The 24,674-nt window shown below is 68.5% G+C and carries 33 protein-coding genes; 16 read left to right on the top strand and 17 right to left on the bottom strand.

Annotated elements, in window-relative coordinates:
* Positions 1–85 precede the first annotated feature (85 nt).
* The 5 genes from AXA74_RS21305 (at position 86) to AXA74_RS21285 (ending at position 2,523) form a co-directional block, all read left to right on the top strand.
* Positions 86–643, top strand: coding sequence for a chromate transporter (locus tag AXA74_RS21305; protein ID WP_032955125.1), 558 nt, complete (start codon positions 86–88; stop codon positions 641–643).
* A 1-nt stretch (position 644) separates the two neighbouring features.
* The gene (locus AXA74_RS21300) at positions 645–1,184 is read left to right on the top strand and encodes a chromate transporter (RefSeq protein WP_032979248.1); all 540 of its coding nucleotides are present in this window, start codon (positions 645–647) and stop codon (positions 1,182–1,184) included.
* Positions 1,185–1,230: 46 nt separating this feature from the next.
* Positions 1,231–1,545: an ArsR/SmtB family transcription factor gene (locus AXA74_RS21295; RefSeq protein ID WP_029581160.1), complete on the top strand. Its 315-nt coding sequence runs from the start codon at positions 1,231–1,233 to the stop codon at positions 1,543–1,545.
* Entirely contained in the window at positions 1,542–1,850 is a 309-nt protein-coding gene (locus AXA74_RS21290; protein WP_029581159.1) for an SRPBCC family protein, read from the top strand. Before AXA74_RS21295 ends, AXA74_RS21290 begins: the two co-directional genes overlap by 4 nt.
* A 76-nt stretch (positions 1,851–1,926) precedes the next feature.
* On the top strand, positions 1,927–2,523 hold the full coding sequence (locus AXA74_RS21285; protein WP_032955126.1) for an ATP-dependent Clp protease proteolytic subunit: 597 nt from the start codon (positions 1,927–1,929) through the stop codon (positions 2,521–2,523).
* A gap of 8 nt (positions 2,524–2,531) precedes the next feature.
* Here the strand turns inward: AXA74_RS21285 and AXA74_RS21280 are convergent, their stop codons facing one another.
* The 5 genes from AXA74_RS21280 to AXA74_RS21260 form a co-directional block, all read right to left on the bottom strand.
* Positions 2,532–3,356: an RsiV family protein gene (locus AXA74_RS21280; RefSeq protein ID WP_029581158.1), complete on the bottom strand. Its 825-nt coding sequence runs from the start codon at positions 3,354–3,356 to the stop codon at positions 2,532–2,534.
* Positions 3,357–3,409: 53 nt separating this feature from the next.
* Positions 3,410–4,186 carry a lipoate--protein ligase family protein gene (locus AXA74_RS21275; protein WP_029581157.1) on the bottom strand — a complete coding sequence of 259 codons (777 nt, stop codon included), beginning with the start codon at positions 4,184–4,186 and terminating at the stop codon, positions 3,410–3,412.
* Entirely contained in the window at positions 4,183–4,458 is a 276-nt protein-coding gene (locus AXA74_RS21270) for a lipoate protein ligase C-terminal domain-containing protein (RefSeq protein WP_032955128.1), read from the bottom strand. The genes AXA74_RS21275 and AXA74_RS21270 overlap by 4 nt, the downstream gene beginning before the upstream one ends.
* Before the next feature lie 14 nt (positions 4,459–4,472).
* Positions 4,473–4,937, bottom strand: coding sequence for a GNAT family N-acetyltransferase (locus AXA74_RS21265; protein ID WP_029581155.1), 465 nt, complete (start codon positions 4,935–4,937; stop codon positions 4,473–4,475).
* Between the two features lie 93 nt (positions 4,938–5,030).
* The gene (locus AXA74_RS21260; RefSeq protein WP_029581154.1) at positions 5,031–5,912 is read right to left on the bottom strand and encodes a DMT family transporter; all 882 of its coding nucleotides are present in this window, start codon (positions 5,910–5,912) and stop codon (positions 5,031–5,033) included.
* 110 nt (positions 5,913–6,022) lie between these two features.
* Between AXA74_RS21260 and AXA74_RS21255 the strand changes: the two genes are divergently transcribed.
* Entirely contained in the window at positions 6,023–6,493 is a 471-nt protein-coding gene (locus AXA74_RS21255) for an Lrp/AsnC family transcriptional regulator (RefSeq protein WP_032955129.1), read from the top strand.
* A gap of 16 nt (positions 6,494–6,509) precedes the next feature.
* Here AXA74_RS21255 and AXA74_RS21250 read toward each other — a convergent pair whose 3' ends face one another.
* From AXA74_RS21250 to AXA74_RS21240, 3 genes are all read right to left on the bottom strand, one after another.
* Entirely contained in the window at positions 6,510–7,016 is a 507-nt protein-coding gene (locus AXA74_RS21250) for a glutathione peroxidase (RefSeq protein WP_032955130.1), read from the bottom strand.
* Between the two features lie 84 nt (positions 7,017–7,100).
* Positions 7,101–8,282 (bottom strand): DUF1501 domain-containing protein, encoded by a 1,182-nt coding sequence (locus tag AXA74_RS21245; RefSeq protein WP_029581151.1) that lies wholly within the window; start codon positions 8,280–8,282, stop codon positions 7,101–7,103.
* Positions 8,283–8,306: 24 nt separating this feature from the next.
* Complete coding sequence (locus AXA74_RS21240; protein WP_029581150.1) at positions 8,307–9,827, bottom strand: DUF1800 domain-containing protein; 1,521 nt, start codon at positions 9,825–9,827, stop codon at positions 8,307–8,309.
* Positions 9,828–9,995: 168 nt separating this feature from the next.
* On the opposite strand from AXA74_RS21240, the gene AXA74_RS21235 reads away from it, so the two are divergent.
* Complete coding sequence (locus tag AXA74_RS21235; RefSeq protein ID WP_080666634.1) at positions 9,996–10,319, top strand: tetratricopeptide repeat protein; 324 nt, start codon at positions 9,996–9,998, stop codon at positions 10,317–10,319.
* Between the two features lie 8 nt (positions 10,320–10,327).
* Here the strand turns inward: AXA74_RS21235 and phrB are convergent, their stop codons facing one another.
* On the bottom strand, positions 10,328–11,773 hold the full coding sequence (gene phrB / locus AXA74_RS21230) for a deoxyribodipyrimidine photo-lyase (protein ID WP_223850536.1): 1,446 nt from the start codon (positions 11,771–11,773) through the stop codon (positions 10,328–10,330).
* A 202-nt stretch (positions 11,774–11,975) separates the two neighbouring features.
* Between phrB and AXA74_RS21225 the strand changes: the two genes are divergently transcribed.
* The 3 genes from AXA74_RS21225 (at position 11,976) to AXA74_RS21215 (ending at position 14,331) form a co-directional block, all read left to right on the top strand.
* Positions 11,976–13,418 (top strand): CoA transferase, encoded by a 1,443-nt coding sequence (locus AXA74_RS21225; protein ID WP_048940169.1) that lies wholly within the window; start codon positions 11,976–11,978, stop codon positions 13,416–13,418.
* A 50-nt stretch (positions 13,419–13,468) separates the two neighbouring features.
* Positions 13,469–13,828 (top strand): arsenate reductase (glutaredoxin), encoded by a 360-nt coding sequence (gene arsC, locus AXA74_RS21220; RefSeq protein ID WP_029581146.1) that lies wholly within the window; start codon positions 13,469–13,471, stop codon positions 13,826–13,828.
* An 86-nt stretch (positions 13,829–13,914) separates the two neighbouring features.
* The gene (locus tag AXA74_RS21215) at positions 13,915–14,331 is read left to right on the top strand and encodes a NirD/YgiW/YdeI family stress tolerance protein (protein ID WP_029581145.1); all 417 of its coding nucleotides are present in this window, start codon (positions 13,915–13,917) and stop codon (positions 14,329–14,331) included.
* Between the two features lie 15 nt (positions 14,332–14,346).
* Here AXA74_RS21215 and AXA74_RS21210 read toward each other — a convergent pair whose 3' ends face one another.
* Positions 14,347–14,901, bottom strand: a complete 555-nt coding sequence (locus AXA74_RS21210; RefSeq protein ID WP_032979251.1) for a peroxiredoxin — start codon at positions 14,899–14,901, stop codon at positions 14,347–14,349.
* 175 nt (positions 14,902–15,076) lie between these two features.
* Here AXA74_RS21210 and AXA74_RS21205 point away from each other — a divergent pair, with 175 nt between their 5' ends.
* On the top strand, positions 15,077–15,475 hold the full coding sequence (locus tag AXA74_RS21205; RefSeq protein WP_029581143.1) for a hypothetical protein: 399 nt from the start codon (positions 15,077–15,079) through the stop codon (positions 15,473–15,475).
* A gap of 45 nt (positions 15,476–15,520) precedes the next feature.
* Here AXA74_RS21205 and AXA74_RS21200 read toward each other — a convergent pair whose 3' ends face one another.
* Together AXA74_RS21200 and pdxR are read right to left on the bottom strand one after the other, a co-directional pair.
* Positions 15,521–16,891 carry a YXWGXW repeat-containing protein gene (locus AXA74_RS21200; RefSeq protein WP_032955132.1) on the bottom strand — a complete coding sequence of 457 codons (1,371 nt, stop codon included), beginning with the start codon at positions 16,889–16,891 and terminating at the stop codon, positions 15,521–15,523.
* Positions 16,892–17,018: 127 nt separating this feature from the next.
* A complete protein-coding gene (gene pdxR / locus AXA74_RS21195; protein WP_032973220.1) occupies positions 17,019–18,440 on the bottom strand; it encodes a MocR-like pyridoxine biosynthesis transcription factor PdxR in 1,422 nt (473 codons plus the stop codon).
* Between the two features lie 89 nt (positions 18,441–18,529).
* Here pdxR and AXA74_RS21190 point away from each other — a divergent pair, with 89 nt between their 5' ends.
* From AXA74_RS21190 to AXA74_RS21180, 3 genes are read left to right on the top strand one after another with little or no spacing between them, the layout of a single operon-like run.
* The gene (locus tag AXA74_RS21190; protein WP_032955134.1) at positions 18,530–18,961 is read left to right on the top strand and encodes a GNAT family N-acetyltransferase; all 432 of its coding nucleotides are present in this window, start codon (positions 18,530–18,532) and stop codon (positions 18,959–18,961) included.
* A gap of 11 nt (positions 18,962–18,972) precedes the next feature.
* Positions 18,973–19,575 carry an FMN-dependent NADH-azoreductase gene (locus AXA74_RS21185; RefSeq protein ID WP_029581139.1) on the top strand — a complete coding sequence of 201 codons (603 nt, stop codon included), beginning with the start codon at positions 18,973–18,975 and terminating at the stop codon, positions 19,573–19,575.
* On the top strand, positions 19,572–20,003 hold the full coding sequence (locus AXA74_RS21180; protein ID WP_029581138.1) for a carboxymuconolactone decarboxylase family protein: 432 nt from the start codon (positions 19,572–19,574) through the stop codon (positions 20,001–20,003). Before AXA74_RS21185 ends, AXA74_RS21180 begins: the two co-directional genes overlap by 4 nt.
* Before the next feature lie 59 nt (positions 20,004–20,062).
* On the opposite strand, the gene AXA74_RS21175 is transcribed toward AXA74_RS21180, so the two are convergent.
* The gene (locus AXA74_RS21175; protein ID WP_029581137.1) at positions 20,063–20,470 is read right to left on the bottom strand and encodes a DoxX family protein; all 408 of its coding nucleotides are present in this window, start codon (positions 20,468–20,470) and stop codon (positions 20,063–20,065) included.
* 183 nt (positions 20,471–20,653) lie between these two features.
* Between AXA74_RS21175 and AXA74_RS21170 the strand changes: the two genes are divergently transcribed.
* Together AXA74_RS21170 and AXA74_RS21165 are read left to right on the top strand one after the other, a co-directional pair.
* Positions 20,654–21,346, top strand: coding sequence for a helix-turn-helix transcriptional regulator (locus tag AXA74_RS21170; RefSeq protein WP_032955136.1), 693 nt, complete (start codon positions 20,654–20,656; stop codon positions 21,344–21,346).
* Positions 21,347–21,431: 85 nt separating this feature from the next.
* Entirely contained in the window at positions 21,432–21,797 is a 366-nt protein-coding gene (locus AXA74_RS21165) for a VOC family protein (RefSeq protein WP_032979252.1), read from the top strand.
* A gap of 46 nt (positions 21,798–21,843) precedes the next feature.
* On the opposite strand, the gene AXA74_RS21160 is transcribed toward AXA74_RS21165, so the two are convergent.
* The 4 genes from AXA74_RS21160 to AXA74_RS21145 form a co-directional block, all read right to left on the bottom strand.
* Positions 21,844–22,272 (bottom strand): universal stress protein, encoded by a 429-nt coding sequence (locus tag AXA74_RS21160; RefSeq protein WP_029581134.1) that lies wholly within the window; start codon positions 22,270–22,272, stop codon positions 21,844–21,846.
* 129 nt (positions 22,273–22,401) lie between these two features.
* Positions 22,402–23,142: an acetoacetyl-CoA reductase gene (phbB, locus tag AXA74_RS21155; protein WP_029581133.1), complete on the bottom strand. Its 741-nt coding sequence runs from the start codon at positions 23,140–23,142 to the stop codon at positions 22,402–22,404.
* The gene (locus AXA74_RS21150) at positions 23,132–23,602 is read right to left on the bottom strand and encodes a hypothetical protein (RefSeq protein WP_029581132.1); all 471 of its coding nucleotides are present in this window, start codon (positions 23,600–23,602) and stop codon (positions 23,132–23,134) included. Before AXA74_RS21150 ends, phbB begins: the two co-directional genes overlap by 11 nt.
* Positions 23,603–23,642: 40 nt before the next feature.
* The coding region (locus tag AXA74_RS21145; protein ID WP_060833315.1) for an ABC transporter permease at positions 23,643–24,674 on the bottom strand (1,032 nt) is incomplete at its 5' end.

The following is a 24,674-nucleotide window of genomic DNA, read 5'->3' as shown; positions in this document are numbered from 1 at the left end:
GATCGGGGTTCATGGCAGACCCGAAACCGCGCGGCATGCCGCGCGGTTTTTTTTGCGGTCCGTTTCCCTGCTGCGAGCCCTTCCCATGGCCATCGACCCGACGCCGCCGCCCACCGCCTGGCGGCTTTTCCTGATCTTTTCGCGCATCGGCCTGACCAGTTTCGGCGGCGGGCTGAGCGGCTGGCTGTATCGCGAGTTCGTGCAGGACCGGCGCTGGATGAGCGAAGAGGCTTTCTTCAATGGCCTGGCGCTGTCCCAGGCGCTGCCGGGCGTCAATGTGAAGAATATGGCGATCTGGATCGGCTATCGCCTGGCGGGGGCGCGCGGCGCGGTCGCCGGTTTCATGGGTATCATCGTGCCGCCGGCCGTGTTCATCGTCTGCCTGGCGCTGGTGTTTGCCGAGCTGGCGCGCTTTCCGCTGACCCATGTCGCCCTGGCCGGCGCGGCGGCGGCGGCCATCGGGCTGTCGGCCAATATGGCCATCGCGGCGGCGCTGCGGGTGCCGCGCCGCCTCATGCCCTGGGTCTTCATGACGAGCACCTTCGTGGCCGTGGGCCTGTTGCACTGGCCCTTGCTGTGGGTGGTCCTGGCCGAGGGCGCGGCCAGCATCGCGCTGGAATACCGCCGCCTGGGGAGCCGCTGACATGGAAAGAAGCTTGTGGGCGCTGTGGCTGGTGTTCGCGCCGCTGTCGCTGGTCACCATAGGCGGCGGGCAGGCCACGCTGGCCGAGATCCAGCGCCAGGTGGTCGATGTCCATCAATGGATGACAGCGCAGCAGTTTCTCAATGCCTTCGCCATCGCGCGCCTGTCTCCGGGGCCGGGCTCGCTGCTGGTGACATTGATAGGCTGGGAGGTCAGCGGTTTCTGGGGCGCGGTGGTCGCCACGCTGGCGATCTTCGCGCCGACCGCTTTCCTGATCTACGGCGTGGCCTATCTCTGGCGGCGCCACCAGGGCGCGCGCTGGCAACGGGCGCTGGAGGCCGGCCTGAGACCGGTCGCCGCCGGCATGATCCTCGCCGCCGTGTACGTGCTGCTGACCGCGCTCGCAGGCGGCTGGGCCGCGCGCGCCATCACGCTGGCCGCGACCGTGCTGGTGATGGGCACGCGCATCAACCCCGTGGTGCTGGTGTTCGGCGGCGCCGGCGCCTTGGTCTTGCTGCAGGAACTGGGCCTAGTCTTGTAGCGCCACGGGCTTGCACAACACATAAGTAGCTGCTAATGTGTCGTCCATGGTGGAAAACGACATCTTCAAGGCCCTGGCGGACCCGACGCGCCGGGGCATCTTCGAGAGGCTCGCGGCGGGCCGCATGAACGCCAGCGCCTTGCGCGAGGGGCTGGCGATCAGCCAACCGGCCATGTCGCAGCATCTTGCGGTGTTGCGGCAGGCGGGGCTGGTGCGCGAGGAGCGGCAGGGCCGCTACGTGAACTACGAGGTCGATCCGCGGGGCCTGTTCGTGATGGCGCGCTGGCTGGCCAAGTACCGCGCATATTGGCCCGAGCGCATCGATGCCTTGAAGACCCTGCTCAAGGACATGGACCCATGACGCACGATCCCGAGGCCGAGCGCCTGGTGCTGGAATACGAACTCGACGCGCCGCCGGCCAAGGTGTGGCGGGCCATCACGCAGCCGCCCTTGCGCGCGCAATGGCTGCCGGCGCTGGCCGAGGCCAGGCCCGTCGCCAGCCGCGAAGGGCAGGAGGTGGCCTACCGCATGCGCGACGAGGATCCGCCCTTCATCGAAAGCGAGGTCAGGTTCAGTCTGCGCCCTAATGCGCGGGGCGGCACCACGCTGACTATCGTCCATGCGCCGGTGGCGGCCAACGACGCCACCCTGATGCTGGCGGCCTGACGCCCGCGCTTTTTCCGGTCCTGGCGCGCCTTCGAGGGGCGCCGGCATTCTCCATCCTACGGCAGGAGTCCGCTTCATGCGTGCAGCCATGCAGCTCGTTCCCATGGTGGTCGAGCACTCCGGGCGCGGCGAGCGCTCGTTCGACATCTACTCGCGCCTGCTGCGCGAGCGCATCATCTTTCTGCACGGCGAGGTCAATGATGACTCCGCGGCGCTGGTGTGCGCGCAACTGCTTTTCCTGGAGGCCGAGTACCCCGGCAAGCCCATCCATCTGTACATCAATTCGCCGGGCGGGGTGATTTCGAGCGGCTTGGCGATCTATGACACCATGCAATACATCCAGGCGCCGGTGCACACGCTGTGCATGGGGACGGCGCGCTCCATGGGTTCATTCCTGCTGATGGCGGGCGAGCCCGGGCACCGCAGCGCCTTGCCCAGCGCCAGCCTGCATGTGCACCAGCCGCTGGGCGGCGTGCAGGGGCAGGCCTCGGACGTCCTCATCCAGGCCGAGGAAATGCAGCGCACCAAGGCGCGCGTCATCCAGCGCTATGCCGAGCATTGTGGCCGCGACGAAGCGGAGGTCGAGCGCACGCTGGACCGGGATCACTTCATGACGCCGGAGCAGGCGGTGCAATGGGGGTTGATCGACCAGGTGATCCGGCGGCGCGCTTGAGCGCCGGCTCAGGGCTGGCCGCCCAGCAGCTCCGGCTTGACCACGCCTTGCAGCACGCTCCAGGGCAGCAGCAGTTCCGGCTCGCCATGGGAGTAGGGGGCAATGGAATAGGCGTCGTATTTGGCGACCAGGCCTTCGCGGGTGACGGCGACGTTGTCGGTTTCCTGGAAAGGCCACATCCGGTTGTAGGCTGCCGGATCGCGCTTGGCGTCCTCGTTGCCGGCCAGCCACTTCTGGTGCGCCTGCTGCAAGGCCTGCACATAGCCGGGACGGCGGCCGGGGATGAGCAGATCGTCCAGGCGCAGCAGGCGGCCGCCCGCCAGCTGCCAATTGAGATAGAGCGTGGCCGGGATGCCGTGCGCGGCGCCGGTGAAGTATTGGCTGGTGTGCAGTTCGACTGACACCACCCCCTGGGCCACGTCCTTGACGCTGGCCTTGAAGAGCGTGGCGTCGCGTCCCTGGGCGTTGCGCCAGAAATATTGCGTGTATTCCGACAGGGTGTCGTACTGGCCGCGCAGATTGCTGTCCACGCCGGTCAGGCTGGCCAGGATGTGGTCGACGGCCTGCGATAGCTTGGGGATGTCGGGAAAGGCCACGCTGTCGATTTCTATGGTGGGGCACTCCCCGGTGCAGCCGGGCTTGACGCCTTTCCATTCGATGCGCTGTGTCTTCACGTCGCCAATGCTGGCGCTGGCGGTCGCTTGCGGCGACCCGGCGGCCGGCAGGCTGATGTTGGCCGGCGGCGCGCTGCCGCAGGCCGCCAGCAAGGCAAGGCTGGCGCAGGCGGCCAGCCGGGACGGGAATAAGGGAAACCGCGTACGGATCTGGGGCATAAGGCCTCTTTGATGCAAAACACCCGGCGGCGCGGAAGGCGCCGCCGCCGGGTTCAAGGTACCAGTGTCAGCCACTCCGGGGTGCCGAACTTTTCGTCGACCTGGCGGCGCGCCTCGGCCAGCGTGCCGGCGGCCAGCGCCACCGGCTCCAGCGGCGCCATGGCGGCGAAGGTCTGGAGCATGCGTTCGATGATGGCTTCGCGCGCCAGGCCGGTCTGGCTGCGCAGGGGATCGACGCGCTTCTTGGCGCTGGTCGTTCCCTTGTCGGATAGCTTCTCGCGTCCGATGCGCAGCACCTCCACCATCTTGTCGGCGTCGATATCGTACGACATGGTGACGTGATGCAGCACGGCTTTGCCGCGCCGCGCCTGGGCTGCGCCGCCGATCTTGCCGCCTTCGGAGGCGATGTCGTTCAGGGGCTGGTACCAGGCCTTGATGCCCAGGTCGTGCAGGGCCTTGATGACCCAGGAGTCCAGGAAGGCGTATGACTCCTGGAAGCTCATGCCGGCGACAAATTCCTGGGGCACGGACAGCGAGTAGGTAATGGAATTGCCCGGCTCGATAAACATGGCGCCGCCGCCGCTCACGCGGCGCACCACGCGCACGCCGTGCCGGTCCGCGCCCTGCGGATCGACTTCGTTGCGCAGCGATTGGAAGCGGCCGATCACCACGGCGGGCGCGGCCCACTCCCAGATGCGCAGCGTCGGCGGGCGCAAGCCGGCGCCCACTTCGTCGGTGATGGCGGCATCCAGGGCCATGTGCAACAGCGGCTCCTGGGGGCCCTCGTGCACCAGCTGCCAGCGGTAATCCTTCCAGTCGGGGCGGCTCATGCGAGGGCCCTCCGGACGACCACGGCCACGGCTTCGGGGGAAAAGCCGAAGAGCTCGGCCTCGGCCGGCAGCGCCTGGCGCACGGCCTGGCTCAGCTGGGCCTCGCCGGCCTCGGCCGGCAGGCCGGTCAAGGCGCGGTTGATGGCCTCCAGCGCCTCGGGCGGTTCAAGGAAGAAATCGCCGCTGATGCGGACATCGGCGAGCAGGCCGTTGCTGACCGCCAGATCGGCGACCACCAGTTTGCCGCCCGGGACTTTGTATTCGCCATGCATGGGCGGACCCTCCGTCAGTGCAGCGCGAGCTTCATGCCCTCATGGGTCGCATGAAAGCCCAGCGCGAGATAGAAGCGCTGCGCGTCGGCGCGTTGCTTGTCGGTTGTCAGTTGTACCAGAGCGCAGCCGTGCTGGCGGCATTGTTCGATGGCCCACTCGAAAAAGGCGCGGCCGGTGCCGGCGCCGCGTTCGCCGGCCGCCACGCGCACGCTCTCGATCTGGCCGCGCCAGGCGCCCAGGCGCGACAGGCCGGGAATGAAGCTGAGCTGCATGCAGCCGACGACCTTGCCGGCGCGCTCGGCCACCGCCAGCAGCTGGTTGGGGTCGCGATCGATGGCCTCGAAGGCCCGCGCATAGGCCGGATTGGGCGGCTGCGACGGATCTTCGCGGCCGCGGCCCAGCGTATCGTCGCTCAGCAGGGCGACGAGGACGGGAAGGTCGGCGGCGCGGGCGCGCCGGAAACTCAGTGTGTCACTCAATGTCGGGCTCCGGGCAGGGGCGGCGCCATGGCAGGCGCCTGCGGAATCCGAGCATGATAGCGCGCCGCGGCTACCCGCCGCGGCCGTCCGGCCTCATCGGCGGCCTGCCCGGGTGACGCCGGCCGCGGCCAGGAAGATCACCCCCACGCCCAGCCATTGCGAGGCGCCCAGGCGCTGGCCGTAGACGGCCAGGTCCAGCAGAATGGCCACCGCCGGATAGATGAAACTCATCGCCGCCACACTGGTGGTCGGCAGGCGCTGGATGGCCGAATACATCAGGATATACATGAGGCTGGTGTGCAGCAGGCCCAGGGCAAGCAGGCAGGCCCATTGCGCGGGCGCGGCGGGCAGCGCGGAGAAGTCGGCCAGGGGCAGCAGCATCACGACGCCCAGGCCGACCTGGACCAGCGCCAGCACCTGCGGCGGGACGTGCTTGAGCTGCTTGACGATGAGCGCGGTCAGCGCGTAGCAGGCGGCCGCGCCCAGGCCCAGCGACAGCCCGAGCAGATAGCCGCCGGGAGCCGGCCCGTCCTGCCATCGGAGGATGAGAAGCAGGCCGCCGAAGGCCAGCGCCGTCCAGGCCAGGCGCGCGCGGCTGAGCTTCTCCCGCAATACCAGCACGCCCAGGCCGATGAGCAGAAAGGGCTGCACGTGGTAGACCGCCGTGGCCAGCGAAATGGAAGCCAGGCGGTAGGCGGAAAAGAGCAGGACCCAGTTCATCACCAGCGCCGCGCCCGACAGCAGGGCCAGCGCCCAATCGCGCCGGGACAGGCGCAGATGGCGCAGCATGCCCCGATGATGCGCGTAGGCGGCCAGGCCAAGCATGCCGAACAGGCAGCGGAAGAAGACGACGTTCCAGGCGCTCTGGCCCGATTCCAGCACGAAGATGCCGATGGTGCCGGATAGCGTCATGGCGGCGGCCATCTGCCACAGGCCGGTGGTTTCGGTGGCGGGTGTTGCGCTGAGGGTGTGCATGGCGGACTCCGGAACAAGTTCTCTTGGAAAAATTATCCCAGCCGCAATTCCTTTGTTGCATGCATAATGAGAGAATAAATTCCGGATCTTCCTTCGATAAGCAGGAAAAAATGGAAAAAACCTTGCACAACGATAAACCCGTCCTTGACGCGGTGGATCGCCGCCTCATCGCCAGCCTGAACCGTCAGGCGCGCAGCCCCATCGCCGAGCTGGCGCGCCAGGTCGGCATGTCGGCGCCCAGCGTGACCGAGCGTTTGCGGCGCCTGGAGGAGCAGGGCGTGATCACGGGTTACCGAGTGGAGCTGGATCCGGCCGCCCTGGGCTACGAGCTGACCGCCATCGTGCGGATCCGGCCGCTGCCGGGCCAGCTGCGCAAGGTCGAGGCGCTTATCGTGGCCATCGACGCTTTTGTCGAGTGCGACAAGGTGACCGGGGACGACTGCTTCGTGGCCCGGCTGGTCCTGCGCTCCATTTCCGAACTCGACGGCATCCTGGAGCGCATTACCGCTTACGCGGAGACGAATACCGCCATCGTCAAGACCTCGCCCATCAAGCGGCGCTTGCCGCCCCTGGCGGCCTGAAGCGGCGCGCGCGCCGTCAGGCGGCCCCGGGAGAGGACGGAGCGGCCAGGGCGCGTTCGATATCGCCGGCCAGGCTGTCGGGGGCGTCGGTGGGCGCATAGCGGGCGATGACCTGCCCGTCGCGGCCCACCAGGAATTTGGTGAAATTCCATTTGATGGCCTCGGTGCCCAGCACGCCCGGTTTTTGTTCCTTGAGCCAGCGGTACAGCGGATGGGCGTCGCTGCCGTTGACATCGATCTTGGCGAACATGGGGAAGCTGATGCCGTACTGCGTGTCGCAGAACTGGCGGATCTCGGCGGCGTCGCCCGGCTCCTGGCGGCCGAATTGATTGCAGGGAAAGCCCAGCACGCCGAAGCCCTGCTCCCCGAAACGCTGGTAGAGCGCCTCCAGGCCGGAGTACTGCGGCGTAAAGCCGCATTGCGAGGCCACGTTGACCACGAGCACCACCTGTCCGCGCCATTGCGACAGCGGCACGGACGCGCCGTCCAGGGATGCCGCGCTGAAGTCATAAAGAGTGGACATGCTGTGCCTCCGAATAGATGAGGGGCCGCGCGGGCCCCGATCCGAAAGTGTAGCCCGGCCCGCGCCGGGCGGGCCAGGCCGGACTCAGACCAGCTTGAGGTCCTGGGGGCGCACGCCGGGGAAGATGGCGGCCAGCCGTTTGTTGTCCAGGCCGTAGAGGCGCGAGAACAGGCCGGCGAACACCGCGCGGTATTCGTTGAGCACGGGATAATCGCGGTCCTGGAACAGCTTGCCCGGCTGGACGGCCACTTGTTCGCCGGCGATGCGTCCGCCGCGCACCTGGCCCCCCATGACCCAATAGACGGTGCCGTGGCCGTGGTCGGTGCCGCGCGTGCCGTTTTCGCGGAAGGTGCGGCCGAACTCGCTGATGACCACCACCGTGGTTTGCTTCCAGGCCGGGCCCATGGCCTGGGCGTAGGAGGCCAGGGCCTGGCCCAGCTGGTCCAGTTTGCCGGCGAGCTGGCCTTGGACGCCGCCCTGGTTGACGTGGGTGTCCCAGCCGCCGACGTCCACGAAGCCCAGGTTATAGCGGTCGCGCATGAAGCCGGCGATGCGCCGCGCCTCGGCCTGCAGCCGCGTGACGGTGAGGGATTTGCCGTTGGCTTCTTTCTGCTCGGCATCCATGCGCTGCGCCGCGCCCTTGATCTCCATCCCTTCGGCCACGGTGGAGGCCAGGCCCGTGCCCTGGTACATATTGGCGATGACGCGGTCGTGGTCATCGTCCAGGCGGGCCTTGCGGGCCGAACCGGCCAGGTTGATATTGGGCACGCTGGCCTGGCCGCGGAAGATCTGCGGGACGTCCTGGGTGAAAGCCGCCGCGGGCATGCCGAGCTGCGCGGCCAGTCGGTTCAGGAAGCCCGAGGTCTGGCGGCCCGCGCCGTCGGCCGCCGCCGCGCCGCGCTCGATGCGGTTCTGGGTCTCGAAGTGGCTGCGGGTGACGTCGTCGGTGCCGGCAAAGGGCAGGAAGGCGAGCTCGCCGCGCTGGTAGTAAGGCAGCAGGGAGTCGGCCAGCGCCGGATGCAGGCCCCAGTCATCCGCCAGGGGCAGGGCGGCGGCGCCCGCGCTGCCGGCGCGCGGAATGGCGATGGTGGAGCGGCTTTCGTAATAGAAGTCGTTCTGGGGAATGAGCAGGCTGGCGGCGTCGTAGGCGCCGCGCATGAATACCACCAGCAGGCGCTGGTCGGTGGCAGGCGCGGCCAGCAGGCGGGTCGCATGCAGCGTCAGCGGCAGGCTGGCGGCGAGAGCGAGGAAGTCACGGCGCTTCATGGCGGGTCTCGGAAGTCAGGAGGTTCAGCGCCGCATGAAGGGCGGCGCGGCCAGCAGATAGGTATTGGCGTCGGTCACGCTGCGCGCCTGCGCGATGGCGTCGCGGCTGGCGGCCGGCCATTGGTCAAAGGGCGAGGGCTGGCCATAGGCCTCGGACAGGCGCGAGAGCTTGATGCGAGGCATGGGCTGGTCTTTGTCACGATAGAAGGCGCCGGCCGCCGCGGCAATGGCGCGGGCGGCCTCGAACCGCGCGTTGAGCTGGCCGGAGCCGGCCCAATCGTTCTGGGTCAAGGGATAGCCGTCGGGCGTGAGGCGGCCGTAGAGCGGCTGGCCGAGCGTGGAGATCAGGTTGGCGACGGCCCGGGCGTTGGACAGGGCAGGCTGGTCATGCAGGGCCAGGCGCAGCGAAGAATAAACGTAGTGCACCGGGTCCTTGAACTTGCCGTCCTTGAGCGAGGCGGCAAAGGCCGGCGAATTGAACAGCACGCGCAGCACGGCGGCGATATCGCCATCGCTCTGCGTGAAGGCGCGGCTCAATTGGTCCACCAGGGCCTTGGGCGGCGTGTCGGCCACGAAGAAGGTGGCCAGCTTCCGGCTGATGTGCCGCGCCGTGGCCGGATGGCTGGCGAGGATGTCCAGCGCCTGCTCGACCTCGGCCCAGCCCCGGCCCTTGATCGCGTGGCCCAGCAAGACCTTGTCGCCATAGTCGTGGGCGGCGGGGTTGAACTCGAACAGGCCGTCGCTGATGAGATCGGCGGCGTGGGGACCCTTGGCCCGGCGCGGCTTGCCGGTCGCGTTGACGCCCACGCCGGTCAGAATGCGGGCGAGCTCCTGCACGTCGCGCTGGCTGTAGCCGCCATCCACGCCCAGGGTGTGCAGCTCCAGGAGTTCGCGGGCGTAGTTTTCATTGATCTTGCCCACGCGGCTGGCGGCGTTGTCCAAGTACATGAGCATGGCCGGCGAGCGCAGCGTCGCCTCCAGCAGGTCCCGGAATTTACCCAGCGAGCGGGGCCGCAGCGCGCGGGCTTCGTAGTCATCGAGCACCGCGCCGACATAGCCCTTGTTGAGCCAGACATTGAAGTGGTTCATCCAGAACCAGGTCATGTGCTCCTGCAGCTGGTTGGGCGAGTACAGCGCCAGCCAGACGGCGCGTTCGCGCGCCTGCTCGCCGCGCTCGCGGATGGCCTTGTTGGTGTCGCGGCGGGCTTGCAACTGCGCATCGGGATCCGTGATCCGTTTGTCCGCCTCGCTGCGCTCACGCAGCGCCACGATGGCCTGGGCCGAATCCGTGGTGGAGATCGGCAGGGCGGCGATGCGGGCGGCGACGTCGGGGGGCAGGGCCGGCTGGGCCGAAGGTTTGAGCTGCCCTTGCAGCCAGGCTTCAAAGCCCTGCTGCCTGGCCTGCGCCAGGAGTTCGGGCGTGGCGCCCCAGGTGATGCGGTCCACGCGCGCGTAGAGGTCGGCGGGGACGTCGGCCGCGTGGGCGCTCGCGCCCAGCAAAAGGGCAAGCAGGGCATGGCGCGGGCGGGGCAAGGACAAGGACATGGTCGGGCTCGCCGGGAAAGACGGAAATCAGACCGTACTATGGCCGATAAATTCCCGGCCCAGGCCCGCCTGAAACGCCACGACACAGATGGTTTTTCCCTGTTTGCAGCGGGCGCGCCGCTATCATGGCCTGGATCCGTACACGTGTTTTTCTGGAGTATCAGCGACATGCAAGGCCTGACAGAACGCCTGGAATCCATGCTTGCCAAGGGGCAGGACAACATGTTGTTGCGTTTTTCCCTGGGCAAGGCCTACGTCGAGGCGCAACGCCCTGCGCCGGCCATCGAGCACTTGCGCGCCGCGCTGGCGTTCGATCCCAATTATTCCGTGGCCTGGAAATGGCTGGGCCGCGCCCTGCTGGAGGCCGGCGATGCGGCCGGCGCGCGCCAGGCCTGGGAGTCGGGCATGGCGGCGGCGCGCGGCCACGGCGACCAGCAGGTCGTCAAGGAATTGACGGTCTTTCTGCGCCGCCTCGACAAGCAAGGGCTGTAGGCAGCCCCTCAGGGCTGCGCCGAGGGCAGGCGCGCGTAGGCCTCGATGGCGCGCAGCCGGCTGTGCTTCAGATCGACGATGGCCTCGGGATAGCCGGCGGCGCGGCGCTCGTCCGCCGTGGGGTCGTGGATGGCCTTGTCGTCCAGGCCGGCCAGCTCGGGCAGCCAGCGCCGCAGGAACACCGCGTCCGGATCGAATCTGCGCGATTGGGTGACCGGATTGAAGACGCGGAAATAAGGCACGGCGTCCGCGCCCGTGGAGGCGCTCCATTGCCAGCCGCCGTTGTTGGCCGCGAGGTCGCCGTCCACCAGGTGGTTCATGAACCAGGCCTCGCCCAGGCGCCAGTCGATCAAGAGATTCTTGGACAGAAACATGGCGCTCACCATGCGCAGCCGGTTGTGCATCCAGCCGGTGGCCAGCAACTGGCGCTGCGCGGCGTCGACGATGGGTATGCCGGTGCGGCCGGCTTGCCAGGCAGCCAGGTCCTGGGGCGCATCGCGCCAGGCCAGGCGGGCGGTTTCCGGACGCATGGGCTGGTGCATGGACAGGCCGGGATAGGCCGCCAGCAGATGCTGGTAGAACTCGCGCCACAGCAATTCGGTGATCCACGCGCGCGCGCCGGCCTGGCCGGTGTCGATCTCGCCCTGGTTGGCGCGCAGCGCGGCGCGCAGGCATTGGGCCGGCGACAGCACGCCGCAGGCCAGATAGGGCGACAGGGCGCTGGTGCCCGGCACGGCCGGCAAGTCGCGGCGTTCGTGATAGCGCGCCAGGTCTTTGTCCAGGAAGGCCCGCAGGCGTTCGTGGGCATGGGCTTCGCCAGCCGGCCAGAGCGCGGCCAGGGTGTGGGCGCTTTCGGGCCAGCTCGCAGGCAGGGGCGGCATCTCGCGGGCGGGGCCCTGGGCCTTGGGGGCGCGCACCGCGGCAGGCGGCGCGGCGCGCAGAATCTCGCGGCAGGCGCGCGCATAGGGGGTGAACACCCGGTAGGGATCTCCCTTGCCCGTGCGCACGCTGCCCGGCGGCAGCAGGGTGGCGCCATGGTGGCGCGTGAAGGTGATGCCCGCAACGCGCAGCCGGGCATCGCAGGCCTGGTCGCGGCGCTGCTCATTGAGTGCCCATTCGGCATTGACGTGGACCGCGCCGATGTCATGCGTGGCGCAGAAACCGGCCAGCGCTTGCGGCGCCTGCGACCAGTCGTGCACCGGCAGCACGTCCAGCGCGATGCCCAGCTCGCCCAGCGACCGGCCCAGCGCCAGCACATTGCGGCGCCAGAAATCCACTTTGGCGGGAGCGTCGCCATGCGCGCGCCATTGGCCAGGCGCGGCGAGAAACACGGCGCGGACCGGTCCTTGGGCGGCGGCCGCGGCCAGCGCCGGGTTGTCGTGCAGGCGCAGATCGCTGCGCAGCCAGACCAGGGTTTGCATCGTCGTCGGCCGGGAAGAGGACAGGGGCGTCATTCTAGCGGGCCGCCTTGCCACTGTGTAATAGGCCGGTACAGATGTGACCAGGCGTGCCAGGCCCCGGCGTTTTCGCGGCATTTGGGCCCCGCACGGTCAAACCATGAAACAGGCCGGCGCGCGCCGCGCTTGACGTTTCCCTGCAAGGGGTCATGTAATCGTCATGCCAAAGAAATATAGATATTGCGCCATGGGACATTTGATGGATTTGCGTTCGCCCCTTAGCCGGGCCCGCGCTTTCGACAACCGCGAGACCCGTTCACTCGCCGCTTTGCGGGACATTTGGCGCGAAGCGGGCCTGCCGGACGAATCGCTCGATCACATCGAACTGCGTGGCGTGGAGCCCGTGCTGCCGTCTTCCTTCGCCGTTGGCACGGCCGCGCAAACCAGCATCGCGGCCGCCGCGCTGGCCGCCGCCGAACTCTGGCATCTGCGCGGCAGGGCGCGCCAGCGCGTGACGGTGGACATGCTGCACGCCGCCCAGGAGTGCCGCAGCTATTTCACGATCAACGGCATCACGCCCAACCCCTGGGACAAGATCTCGGGCACGTATCGCTGCGGGGACGGCGGCTGGGTCCGCATCCACGCCAACTTCGCCCATCATCGCGATGGGGCCCTGGCCTTGCTGGGCTGTCCGACCGGCGATGGCGCCACGCGCGAGGCGGTCGCGCAGGCGCTGCAGCGCTGGAAGGCGCAGGAGTTCGAACAGGTCGCCGCCGATGCGGGCCTGGTGGTGGCGGCCATGCGCAGCTTCGAGGAATGGGATGCCCACCCGCAGGCGGCCGCCCTGGCCGGCCAGCCGCTGGTGAGCATCGAACGCATCGGCGACGCCGACCCGCGGCCGCTGCCCAAGTACGGCCATGACGCCCGCCCGCTGAAAGACATCCGCGTGCTGGACCTGACGCGCATCATCGCCGGGCCGATAGGCGGGCGCACATTGGCGGCCTACGGCGCCGATGTCATGCTGGTCAATTCGCCCCATCTGCCCAATATCGACAACATCATCGACACCAGCCGCGGCAAGCTTTCGGTGCACGCCGACCTGGAGACGGCCGACGGCCGGATCGCGCTGGGCAATCTGCTGCGCAGCGCCCATGTCTTTGTGCAGGGTTACCGGCCAGGCGGCATGGAAGACCTGGGTTTCGGTCCGCAAGAAGTCGCGCGCATCCGTCCCGGCATCGTCTACGTGTCCTTGTCGGCCTATGGCACCCATGGTCCCTGGTCGGGCCGCCGCGGTTTTGATTCGCTGGTGCAGACGGCCACGGGCTTCAATCATGCCGAGGCCCAGGCCGCGGGCCAGGCCGAACCCAAGCCGCTGCCGGTACAGATCCTCGATTACGCCTCGGGTTTTCTGATGGCTTTCGGGGCGCAGGCGGCGCTGGCGCGCCAATCGACCGAGGGCGGCAGCTGGCAGGTGCGCGTGTCGCTGGCCCGCACCGCGCTGTGGCTGCGTGGCCTGGGCCGGGTGGCCGACGGCCTGTCCTGTCCCATGCCGCCGATCGAGGGCTTGCTCGAAACCTCGCAGTCCGGGTTCGGTTCGCTGACCGCCGTGCGCCATGCCGCGCAGTTCTCGGCGACGCCGGCCGGCTGGACGCGGCCTTCGGTGCCGCCGGGCACCCATCCGACAGTCTGGCCCTTCCAGTGAGAGCGGGCAGGGTAGACTAGGGGGGCCATCCCTATGCAGGAGCCCCCGAGATGTCCGCCAAGCATTCCGCCACCATCTATCACAACCCGCGCTGCGGGACCTCGCGCACCGTACTGCAGACGCTGCAGGACGCCGGTTATGCGCTCACGGTCATCGAATACCTGAAGACCCCGCCGTCGCGCCAGACCCTGGCCGGACTGATCCAGCAATCGGGTCTGAGCGTGCGCGAGGCCGTGCGAAGCAAGGAGCCGCTCTACCAGGAACTCAAACTGGACGATGCGCAGGTCTCGGACGAGGATCTGCTGGACGCCATGGTCGAGAACCCCATCCTGATCAACCGACCCTTCGTGGTCACGGAGAAAGGCGCACGGCTGTGCCGGCCCGCCGAAGTGGTCCAGGATATTCTCTGACGGCAGGAGTCCTGTTTTTGCCGGCAATCCGGGCATTGAAAAGAGGCGTATCTACACTGGTACGCCTTTTTTTCCGGAGAGATTCCATGCGCTTGCGATTGCTGCTGATCAATGCCGCCGCCATCCTGTTGTCCCTGGCCGGCGGCCAGGCCACGGCCCAGTATGTCGGGCCGGCCTTTGACCCCAACCTTACCGTGCGGCAAATGCTTTCCAGCGCAGCGGACGACGCTTACGTCGTCTTGCGCGGCCGGCTGGTGCGGCGGATCAATGACGAGAAATACCTCTTCGACGACGGCACGGGCCAGGTCCGCGTGGATATCGAGTCCCATCTGTTTCCGCACGGCACGCCTATCAACGACCAGACGCAGATAGAGATCTCCGGCGAGTTCGACCGCGAGATCATGGGTACCTCCGAGGTCGAGGTGAAGTCGCTGCGCGTGGTGGAGGGCGGCCCCGCCCAGTCCAGGCCGGCGGCCAAGGCGCCCGCGGCGCCCTCCCGCTAGCGCTTCCGGCGCGCCTTATTCTCCCGAGGGATGGCTGGCGCGCCAGTCCCGCAAGGCCTTCAGGGTATTGGGCACATGGTGTTCGGGACTGAGGTCGGTGTATTCGTACACCACTTTGCCGGCCGGCGAGATCACATAGGAGGTGCGCTTGGCCGACTCGGGGCGCCTGTCCGAGACCGCATCGTAGGCCTTCATGACCTTGCCGTCGGCGTCGGCCGCCACGGCGAACTTGCCGCGGCATTCGCTGACCGAGAACTTCTTGAGCGTTTCGATATCGTCGGCCGATACCCCGATGACCGTGGCGCCCAGCGCGTGATACTCGTCGATGGCCTCGGCGAAGTTGCGCGCTTCTATCGTGCAGCCTTGCGTAAAGGCGGCCGGGTAGAAGTACAGCACGACAGGGCCCTTCCTGAGGGCCTGGGCCATGTCGAAATCAAAGACCTGCCCGCCTTGCGAGGCTTGCGCCGTAAAGGCGGGGGCCTGGGCGCCCGGGGCCAGCACGGCCTGCGCCGTGCCGCCATGCGCGGCCAGCGCCAGGGCCGCGGCCAGTATCAGGGCGTGTCGTTTCATTGTGATCTCCATGGCCGCTTGCGGCAGGATGTGTGGCAGAGGTCGGACTCTAATTTACAGACAGATGTGACGGCCTGCCAGGGCGCATACACATTCGATTACCTTCGGGGCTTGACGGCCCGCGCGCCCGGATCGACGCTCAAGGCGTTGACCACGTCAAGACAAGGAGGCTGCCATGCATCGCTTCATGTTGTTGATCTGCGCCAGCCTGGCGCTTGGGTCGGCCCATGCACAGACCCAGGTGGCGCAGGTTGGCTATCCGGCCACGCCCGACCAGCGCCAGGCGCCGCCGGCGGGCTACCAGACGCCCCAGACGCCATCGTACGGCGGGCCGTCCGCGCCGGGCGGCGCGCCGGCGCCGGCGCCGGTGACCCTGCCCGGGGATCCGCCCCAATGGCAGCGCGAAGACCGCACGCCGGCCGAACGAAAGCGCACGGCGCGCAAGGAAGCGGATGCGGCTTATGCCGAGGCGCGCAAAGCCTGCCGCGCCCAGCCGTCGGCTGAGCGCAAGTCCTGTGAGGCGGACGCCCGCAAGCAATACCAGGACGACCTGGCCCTGATCGGCCGCTCCTGAGCGGATCGTCCGGCCGGTGAGGCGCCTTGGGCCCGGCAGCCGGCTTCAGTTGCGGTCGCCGCGGTCGCCGCCCCGGCCGCCGCCGCCTTCAGGGCGGCCGCGGCCCTCGGGCCGGCTCTCGGGGCGCGGTGAGCGCGTTTCCTGTGCTTGCGGTCTGGCCGGCGGTGGGCTCATGCGCTCCGGACGGCTGGCCTGCTGCGGCCGGCTGGGGTTGTCCGGACGGCTGGCCTGCTGCGGCCGGCTGGGGTTGTCCGGACGGCTGGCCTGCTGCGGCCGGCTGGGGTTGTCCGGACGGCCGGCCTGCTGGGGCCGGCTGGGGTTGTCCGGGCGATTGGCCTGCTGGGGCCGGCTGGGGTTGTCCGGGCGATTGGCCTGTTGCGGCCGGCTGGCGTTGTCCGGACGGCCGGCTTGGACGCTGCCCGGGCCGGCTTGGGGATAGGCGCCTGGGGACGGCCGGTTGCCGGCGTCGGGGCGCCCGCCCGGCATGGCGCCGGGGCGGCTGTCGGGACGCGCCCCATCGGGACGCGCGGCGGACGGGCGGTTGCCCTGGCCACGGGCATCGTCCGGCCGGTTGCCGCCGGTGTTGCCGACGGGCGCGCCATTGGCGGGCCCGCGCGGATTGCGATAGTCGTCGCTGTTCCAGCGCATATTGGCGCGCGGGCCGCCGATGGGCGCATCGGCGACTGTCTGCCGCGGGCCGTCGCCGCGCCCGGCCCATTGGGCGCGATTGTTGCCGGCCCAGCGCGCATGATCGAGCTGGTCGCGGGTGGGCGGTGTGCGGCGGTCGTTGCGCGCGGCCTCCTCTTGCGGGGTGGGACGGCGGTCCAGGCCGCCGGGGCCGCCGTTATAGCTGATGCGGCGGCGGTCGATATTGTTGACCGTGACGTTGTGCACGTAGACATTGGTCACGCGCGTGACGTTCACATTGGTGATCGCGCGGTTGTAATAGAACGCGCGGTCGCGCCAGTAGCCACCCACATAGCCGATGCCGATATAGCCGAAGCCGTAGTTGATACCGCCATAAAACCCGACGTGAGGGCCCCAATAGCCGGCATGCCAGCGATAGACGCCCAGGTCGAAGGACCAGTAGCCCGGAGTCCAGAGCGCGCCGACATAGGGGGCGATGACCCAGGCGCCCGGCACCCAGTAAAAGCCATAGGCGTTGCGCGCCCAATAGCCGGGCACCCAGATATAGCCGTCGCCGGGCACGGGCGGCTGCTGATAGACGGGCAGCGGCGGCGGCGGCTGGTTGCTGACGGCGACGGCGGCCATATTGGCCGAGGCGGGATCGGCATCCGTGGGCGCCGCGCCGGCCGCATCAGGCGGGTCGTAGCTTACCTGGGCATGCGCGGGCAGGGTGGCGGCCAGCAGGGCCAGGCTCAACAGACAGGAGTAGTGGCGGGGGCGCGGGATCATGCGAAGCTCCAGTGCAGCCATGCGCGGGTGAGGGCGCGCTTTTCTTGGCTGCTGAGGATTAGGCCACAAGTCCGAGGGGGCGTTTCCCCCTGAAACCACTCGGAAACGATTCAATCGTGACGATCGATTACGGCCTGCCGCCGAGGGCGCGGGCCAGCCTGTCAACCAGGGCGGCGGCCATCCCGGGCGAGGCGATATTGGTGAAGCCCAGCAGCAGCCCGCTGGCGGCGGGCTGGCCCATATGCCATTGGCTCAATGGCTGGACGGCCAGCCCCGCGGACCTGGCGCGGGCGGCCAGCGCGGCATCGGACGGGCTCGCCTGCCTGAGGCGGGCCAGGATATGGATGCCGCCGGCCTGGGTCTGCACTTCCAGGTCCCGCGCCAGGGCCTGCTGCAAGGCCTGGGCCAGATAGGCGCGCCGCGTGGCGTACAGGGCGCGCATCTTGCGCAGATGCCGGGCGAAGTGGCCTTGCTCCATGAAGCGGGCGACCGCCGCCTGAGGGGCCAGGGCGGGCCCGGGCAAATGCGCGGCCGCGGCGCGAAAGCGCTCGACCTGCGTCAGCGGCACGACCAGGTAGGCCAGGCGCAGGCCGGGGAACAGCACTTTGCTGAAGGTGCCGGTATAGAGGACGCGCCCGCCTCGGTCCAGGCTCTTCAAGGCGGGCAGGGGGCGGCCGTGATAGCGGAATTCGCTGTCGTAATCGTCTTCGATGATCCAGGCCTGGCGCTCGCCGGCCCATTCCAGGAGGGCCAGGCGGCGCGGCAGCGCCAGCGCCACGCCCAGCGGGCTCTGGTGCGTGGGGGTGACGACCGCGAAACGCGCGGCCTCGGCGATCCGCCGGCCCTGGGCGACGGACAGGCCCTGCTCATCGACGGGCACGGGGGCGAGCCGCATGCCGGCGCGCTCCAGATAGGCGCGGGCAAAGCGATAGCCGGGTTCTTCGTGCCAGCCCAGGTCGCCGCGCCGCAGGACGGCGCGGCAGGCCAGCTCCAGCGCGCCCCGGTATCCCTGGGTGACGAAGACTTGTTCGTGGCTGCAGGCGATCCCGCGCGAGATACCCAGATAGGCGGAGATGGCGCGGCGCAGGGGCTCGTGGCCGACGGGGTCCGGGTAGTTCAAGGCTTCGATGCTGGTGTCGCGCGCGGCCTGGGCGGCCAGGCGCGCCCAGGTCTTGCGCGGAAAGGCGTCCAGCGCTGGCAATCCAAGCTGAAAAGGCCAAGGGTGCATGGCGGTATCGGCCGGGGGCTGTCCCGCGCCCGGGGGCGGGACGGGTGGCGGCCCGGCGGGTTCGAGCGCGGCCAGCTGGGGAGAGACCACCGTGCCGGCTGGCCCCCGCGCCAGGAAATACCCCTCGCTGGACAGCAATTGATAGGCCAGCTCGACGGTGCCGCGGGCCAGGTTGAGCTCGCTGGCCAGGCTGCGCACCGAGGGCACACGGTCGCCGGGCCGCAGCTTGCCGGCCGCGATGGCTTCGCGAAAGCGCCCATACAGTTGCAGATAAATGGGGGCGTCTTGCTCGCGGCTGGGCCGCAGCTGCTGCACGTCCATGGACGATGTCCTAGTCAAATAATCAATTCTTGCACCTTATGGCTAGGTCATTATTTTCCTAAAGTGACGGCTCGACCACAAGGAGCATCATGAGTCCCCTCCGACTGAGCCATATCGAGACCGACGCGGACTGCCTCGCCAGTTTCGGCGTCATGCGGGAACTGCGGCCGCATCTGGGCGATGTCCAGGCCTACATCCGGCAATTGCGCCGCCAGGCTGGGCAGGGCTATCGCCTGCTGGCCGCCTGGGGTGGCGACAGGGTCGTGGGCCTGGCCGGCTACCGCCTGCAGGAAAACCTGATCTACGGTCGTTTTATCTATATCGACGACCTGGTCACCACCGACGAGGCCCGCCGCCACGGGGTGGGCGCCATGCTGATCGACGCCGTGCGCGAGCAGGCGCGCCGCGAGGACTGCGCCCAGCTGGTGCTGGACACGGGCCTGGGCAATGCGCTGGCGCAGCGCTTTTATTTCCGCCAGGGGCTGTTGTCGGCGGCCCTGCATTTCCGCCAGGCCCTGTAGACGAGATCGGTATGAAGCAGCTTTATTTCCTGGATTGCAGCCCGCACCGCGAGGGTTCGCTGGGCGTGCGCCAAGTGCGCGAGATGTTGGACGGCCCGGACGCGCCGCGCGTGCGGGCCCGCAGCCTGGCGGGCCAGCCGCTGGCGCCGCTGAGCGCGCAGTACGCCGAGGGCATCACCTCGGGCGCCGCGCATGACGATCCGGCCTTTGCCTTGTCCGAGCAATTGATCGGCGAGCTGGAGGACAGCGACGCGCTGCTGATCAGCACGCCCATGCACAACTTCACGGTGCCGGCGGCGCTCAAGCTGTGGCTGGACTATGTCTTGCGCAAGGGGCGCAGTTTCACCGTCACACCCGATGGCAAGGTGGGCCTGCTGCGGGATCGCCCGACCCTGGTGCTGGTGCGTTCGGGCGCGGCTTTCCTCGGCAGCGAGGCCCGGCAGCCCGATTTCCTGACGGCCTATCTGCGCTACGCCCTGTCCATCCTGGGCTTGCATGACGTGCGCTTTGTGTATTTGCAGGGCCTCGCGCCCCAGGCCGAAGACCTGGCGCTGGCGCGCCGGGCCCTGGCCGCCTTTCTTCATCCCGCCATCCTGACTGGAGATCTGTCATGACCCCGCTGCGCCTGCCCTACGGCACGCTGTCCCCCGAGGCCTACCAAGGCCTGCTCGCCACCAAGAAAGCCCTGGAAAAAAGCAGCCTGGGCAAGGCCTTCATCGAGCTGATCTACCTGCGCATCTCGCAGATCAACGGCTGCGCCTTCTGTCTGGAAATGCATGCGGCGGCGCTGCGCGCCGGCGGCGTGCCGCAGGCCAAGCTCGACAGCCTGGCCGGCTGGCACGTCAGTTCGCACTTCGACGAGCGCGAGCGCGCGGCGCTGGCCTGGGCGGAATCCCTGGCCGACGTGTCGCGCACCCATGCCCCGGATGCCGATTTCGAGCCGCTCAAGGCGCATTTCAGCGATGCCGAAATCGCCGACCTCAGCTTTGCCATTGCCCTGATGAGCGGCATGAACCGCCTGGCCATCGGCATGCGCCGGTAAGGCCCGCAAAAACACAAGGGCCCCGGTCAGGGGGCCCTTGCGCGAGGACGGCGTGGCGGTCAGTTCCAGCGGCCGCCCGAGCCTCCGAGACTGAATCGCCCGGCGCCGGTGAACATCAGGGCCAGCGCGGTGAAGAGGAACATGCCTTGCAGTTCCAGCGCCCAGCCGCCCGTCTGCGGGTTGATGCTGCCGAACTGGCTGGAGTGCGCCAGCAGCAGCGCCACCACCATATTGGCGAAGACGAAGAACGCGCCCAGGCGCGAATAGATGCCGAGAATGAGCAGCAGCGGGCCGAGGATTTCGCCCACATAAACGCCGTAGGCGATGAAGCCGGGCAGGCCGTGCGAAGACAGCATGCCGGCGATGCCGCCCACGCCGGAACTCAGCTTGGACAGGCCGTGCAGCAGGATCATGATGCCCAGCGCAAGGCGCAGTATCAGTTTGCCGGTGTCGTCGGATTTGATCATTTGGGTCTCGCCGGTTGGATGAGGCAGGATTGTGAGACAGGACGCCCCGGGGGGGCGGGCGCGGTCATTATTGCAAATTCCGCGCAAACGATACAGGGGTACTGAGGTAAGTCGTTAATTACTCGTAAATATTTCATATCATCGTGGCTGCTGCCGCCCGGCGGCAGACCCAGGGGAGGGCGCATGGCGCGAGCACAGCGATTATTGGCCTTGATGCAGGAACTCAGGCGTCACCGCTACCCCGTGACGGGGACGCGGCTGGCCGGCGCGCTGGGCATCAGCGCCCGCACCCTGTACCGCGACATCGCCACGCTGCGCGGGCAGGGCGCCGATATCGAAGGCGAGGCCGGGGTGGGCTACCTGCTGCGCCCCGGCTTTGTGCTGCCGCCGCTCATGCTGTCGGACGAGGAGGCCGAAGCCCTGTTGCTGGGCGCGCGCTGGGTGGCCCGCCGGGGCGATGAGGCGCAGCGCGCGGCCGCGGCGCAGGCCATGGCCAAGATCGCCGCGGTATTGCCGGCCGAGCGGCGCAGCGAAATGGAAAGTTCGACGCTGCTGGTGGCCGTGCCCCGGGACGCCCGCAACGACGAGGTGTTGCAGGCCCTGCGGCGGGCCATCAGGGCCGAGCGCCGCGTGCGGCTGCAGTATCGCGATGAAAAAGGCCATTCGAGCCAGCGCGCGGTCTGGCCGTTCGCACTGGGGTATTTCGAGCAGGTGCGCATGCTGCTGGCCTGGTGCGAGTTGCGCGCGGACTACCGCAGCTTCCGGATCGACCGCATCGAAGACTGCCAGGTGGGCGAGGAGGCCTACCCGCGCCGCCGCCATGCGCTATTGCGCGAATGGCGCGAGCGCGAGGGGGTGGAGGCGCCGGCCTTTTAGCTGCTGACAGAATCTGTCAGCGCTGGCGCCTAGCATCAATGCCCGGGCCGCCGTGGGCGGCCAGCCATCAACAAGGACCTGCGCCATGCTGCCCAGCTATACCTTGCTTTATGTCGATGCGGCCCGCGCCAGCGCGGCCTTCTATGAAAAGCTCCTGGGGCTGGCGCCCGTGGAGCTGAGCGACGACTTCGCGCTTTTCGCGCTGGAGGGCGGCGCGAAGCTGGGCCTGTGGTCGCGCGCCACGGTGCAGCCGCTGCCGCGCGCCAGCGCCGGCGGCGTGGAGCTGGGCATTGCCGTGGGCGCGCCCGCGGACGTGGACCGTTGCTTTGAAGCCTGGCGCGAGCGCGGCGTGCCCATCGTGCAGGCGCCGTGCCAGATGGAGTTCGGACGCACCTTTGTCGGCCTGGATCCCGACGGCCACCGCCTGCGGGTGTTCGCGCCGGCGGGCTGAAAGCCCGCGGCGGGCCGAAGCCCGCCCGGTCCGCCGGCGGGCGCCCTTATTTGACCAGGGTCACGGGCACCGGAGAGAGATGGATGACCTTCTGGGCCACCGAGCCCAGCACCAGGCCGCCCACGGCGCCCAGGCCGCGCGTGCCCATGACAATGCGGTCGCACTGCTTTTCCTTGGCGTAGTTGGCGATGGTTTCGCCAAACTGGCCATTGCGCATCCCGGCATGGAAGGCGATGCCCGACGCCTGGGCGGCGGCCACGGCCGCGGCCAGCGCCTCGTCGCTTTCGGCCTTGTAGTAGGCGTCGATGGTTTCCTTGCTCAGGAACATCTTGGCGTGGCCTGAGACGATGGGCACCTGCACGTTGAGCAGGTGGATCTCCGCGCCGCCGCTGCTTTCCTTGGCCAGGCCGATGGCGTCATTGAGCGCGCGCAGCGCGCATTCGGAACCGTCTATGGGGACAAGAATCTTCAGCATGGCAACCTCTGTGTGAGTGTTATGTGAATGGAACCCGCTCATTCCATCTTAGGGTAGCGGGATTTGCGCGGCTTTGACAGCGCGCAAATCCCCCGCGAACAGGCCCGCGGCGGCCCGGCCCGCCGTGCCTCAGTACTGGCCGCCGTTCATCGCGACGTTGCTGCCGGTCATGAAACCGGCCAGATCGCTGCATATGAAGGCGATGAGGGCGGCGATCTCTTCGGGCCTGCCCAGCCGGCCCACCGGGATCTGGGGCAGCACCTTGTCGCGCAGCACATCGGGCGGCACGGCCGCCACCATGGGCGAGTCCAGGTAGCCCGGCGACACGGTATTGACGGTGACGCCCTTGCGCGCGACCTCCAGCGCCAGCGACTTGGTAAAGCCATGGATGCCGGCCTTGGCCGCGGCGTAGTTGGTCTGCCCGAACGCGCCCTTGAAGCCATTGACCGACGAGATATTGACGATGCGGCCCCAGCCGCGCGCGGTCATGCCGTCCACGAAGGGCTGAGTCATGTTGAACATGGAGTCCAGGTTGGTGCGCAAGACATCGCTCCAGTCTTCGGGGCGCATCTTGCGCAGGCTGGCATCGCGCGTGACGCCGGCGTTGTTGACCAGGATGTCCACCGCGTGCCCGTCGGCGGCCAGGGTCTCGGCCAGCCGGCGGCAGGAGCCGTAGTCGGCCACGTCCACGGCGTAGGCGCGGAACGCGCGTCCGCCGGCCTGCTGCGCCTGCAGCCAGGCGTCGACGGCGGCGCCGTGCTGGTGGCAGGTGATGATGACCTTGTGGCCGGCGTCATGCAGGGCATGGGCCACGGCCTGGCCCAATGCGCCCATGCCGCCGGTCACCAGCGCCGTGCGTTCAGCGTCCATGCTTGTCCCCCGAGGCCTGCAGCGACTGGGTGGCGGCGCTCATCTGTTCGGCCATGCCGGCCCAGAGTTTGCCGGCCGGCGAGCCGGCCAGGCCGTTGCAGGCGCAGGCGGCGTCCTGCAGCCAGGTGTTGGCGGCTTCGGACAGCCCGGCGGCCAGGGCGGCCTGCTCGGAGAGCAGGGTGTGCACGACCGCTTCGGCGGCGTTCAGGCGTTCCTGCCACTGCTGGCGCGCGAGGTCGCCCAGGGCGGGCGCGAGGTCCTGCCAATGGCGCGTCTGCGCCAGGGGGGCGAGGGTGGCCTGGTAGCGGCTGGCGTTTTCGCCCCAGACCTGGCGGCCCAGTTCGGCCCAGCGGGCCTGGCTTTCCTGGGCCAGCGCGGCCAGCCGCTGGCAATAGGCGAGATTGGCCCCGAACAGGGAGGCCGCCGGCGGGCTGCTTGGGGGGGTGGTGGCTTTCTTCATGATCCTTCCTTGCAAGATGAGGTGAAAAGGAGGGCCCTCTTCAGGCCAGCTGACTGAGGGTCTTGCGAAAACGCCCGAGCGAGAAGGCAAACAGCAGGCTGCCTATGATCAATAGCGCCAGGAATGGCGCCCACACGACGTTCAGGCCGGCGCCGCGGTAGAGGATGGCCTGGCCCAGCTCCACGAAGTGCGTGGTGGGGGCGGCCAGCATGAGGTCCTGCACGAACTCCGGCATGCTCTCGCGCGGCGTGCTGCCGCCCGAGAGCATCTGCAGGGGCAGCAGCACCAGCACCAGCAGCATGCCGAACTGCGGCATGCTGCGTGCCAGCGTGGCCATGAAGATCCCCATGGAGGTCGTGGCGAACAGGTGCAGCGCGGCCCCGGTCAGGAACAGGGCGATGGAGCCCTCGATGGGGATATGCAGCGCGCCGCGCACAATGAAGGTGAGCGACAGGCCGGCCGCGACCAGCACCACCAGCCCCATGGACCAGACCTTGGCCAGCATGATCTCGGTGGGCGTGACGGGCATCACCAACAGGTGTTCGATGGTGCCGTGCTCGCGCTCGCGGATCAGGGCCGCCCCGGTCAGGATGATGGACAGCATGGTGACGTTGTTGATGATTTCCATCATCGCACCAAACCACGATTGTGTCAGGTTGGGGTTGAAACGCATGCGTATGGCCAGGTCCACCGGCGGTGTCTCGACCTTGCGGTAGCGCTTGACGAAGGCATTGACCTCGTCGCTGATCATCTGCTGGATGTAGCCGCTGCCCGTGAAGGCCTGGCTCATGCGCGTGGCGTCGATGTTGAGCTGGATCTCGGCGGGCCGGCCGGCCAGCACGTCGCGCTGGAAGTTGGGCGGGATATTGATCCAGAAGGTATAGAGGCCGCGGTCCATGCCGGCGTCGGCCTGGGCTGGCGTGACGCTGGCCGGCGGCGTGAAGTGCGGCGGATAGAAGGCCGAGACGATGCGCTGCGACAGCGGCGAGACGTCTTCGTCGACCACGGCGATGGGCGCGTTGTGCAGGCTTTCCGGCACGGCGGTGGCCGCGGTATAGATCATGGCGGTGAA

It is taken from the genome of Bordetella hinzii LMG 13501 (assembly GCF_001548475.1).
GTDB classification, from domain to species: domain Bacteria; phylum Pseudomonadota; class Gammaproteobacteria; order Burkholderiales; family Burkholderiaceae_B; genus Bordetella; species Bordetella hinzii.
Note: the sequence above shows the minus strand (reverse complement) of the source record. Positions and strands in the feature narration are given on the sequence as shown.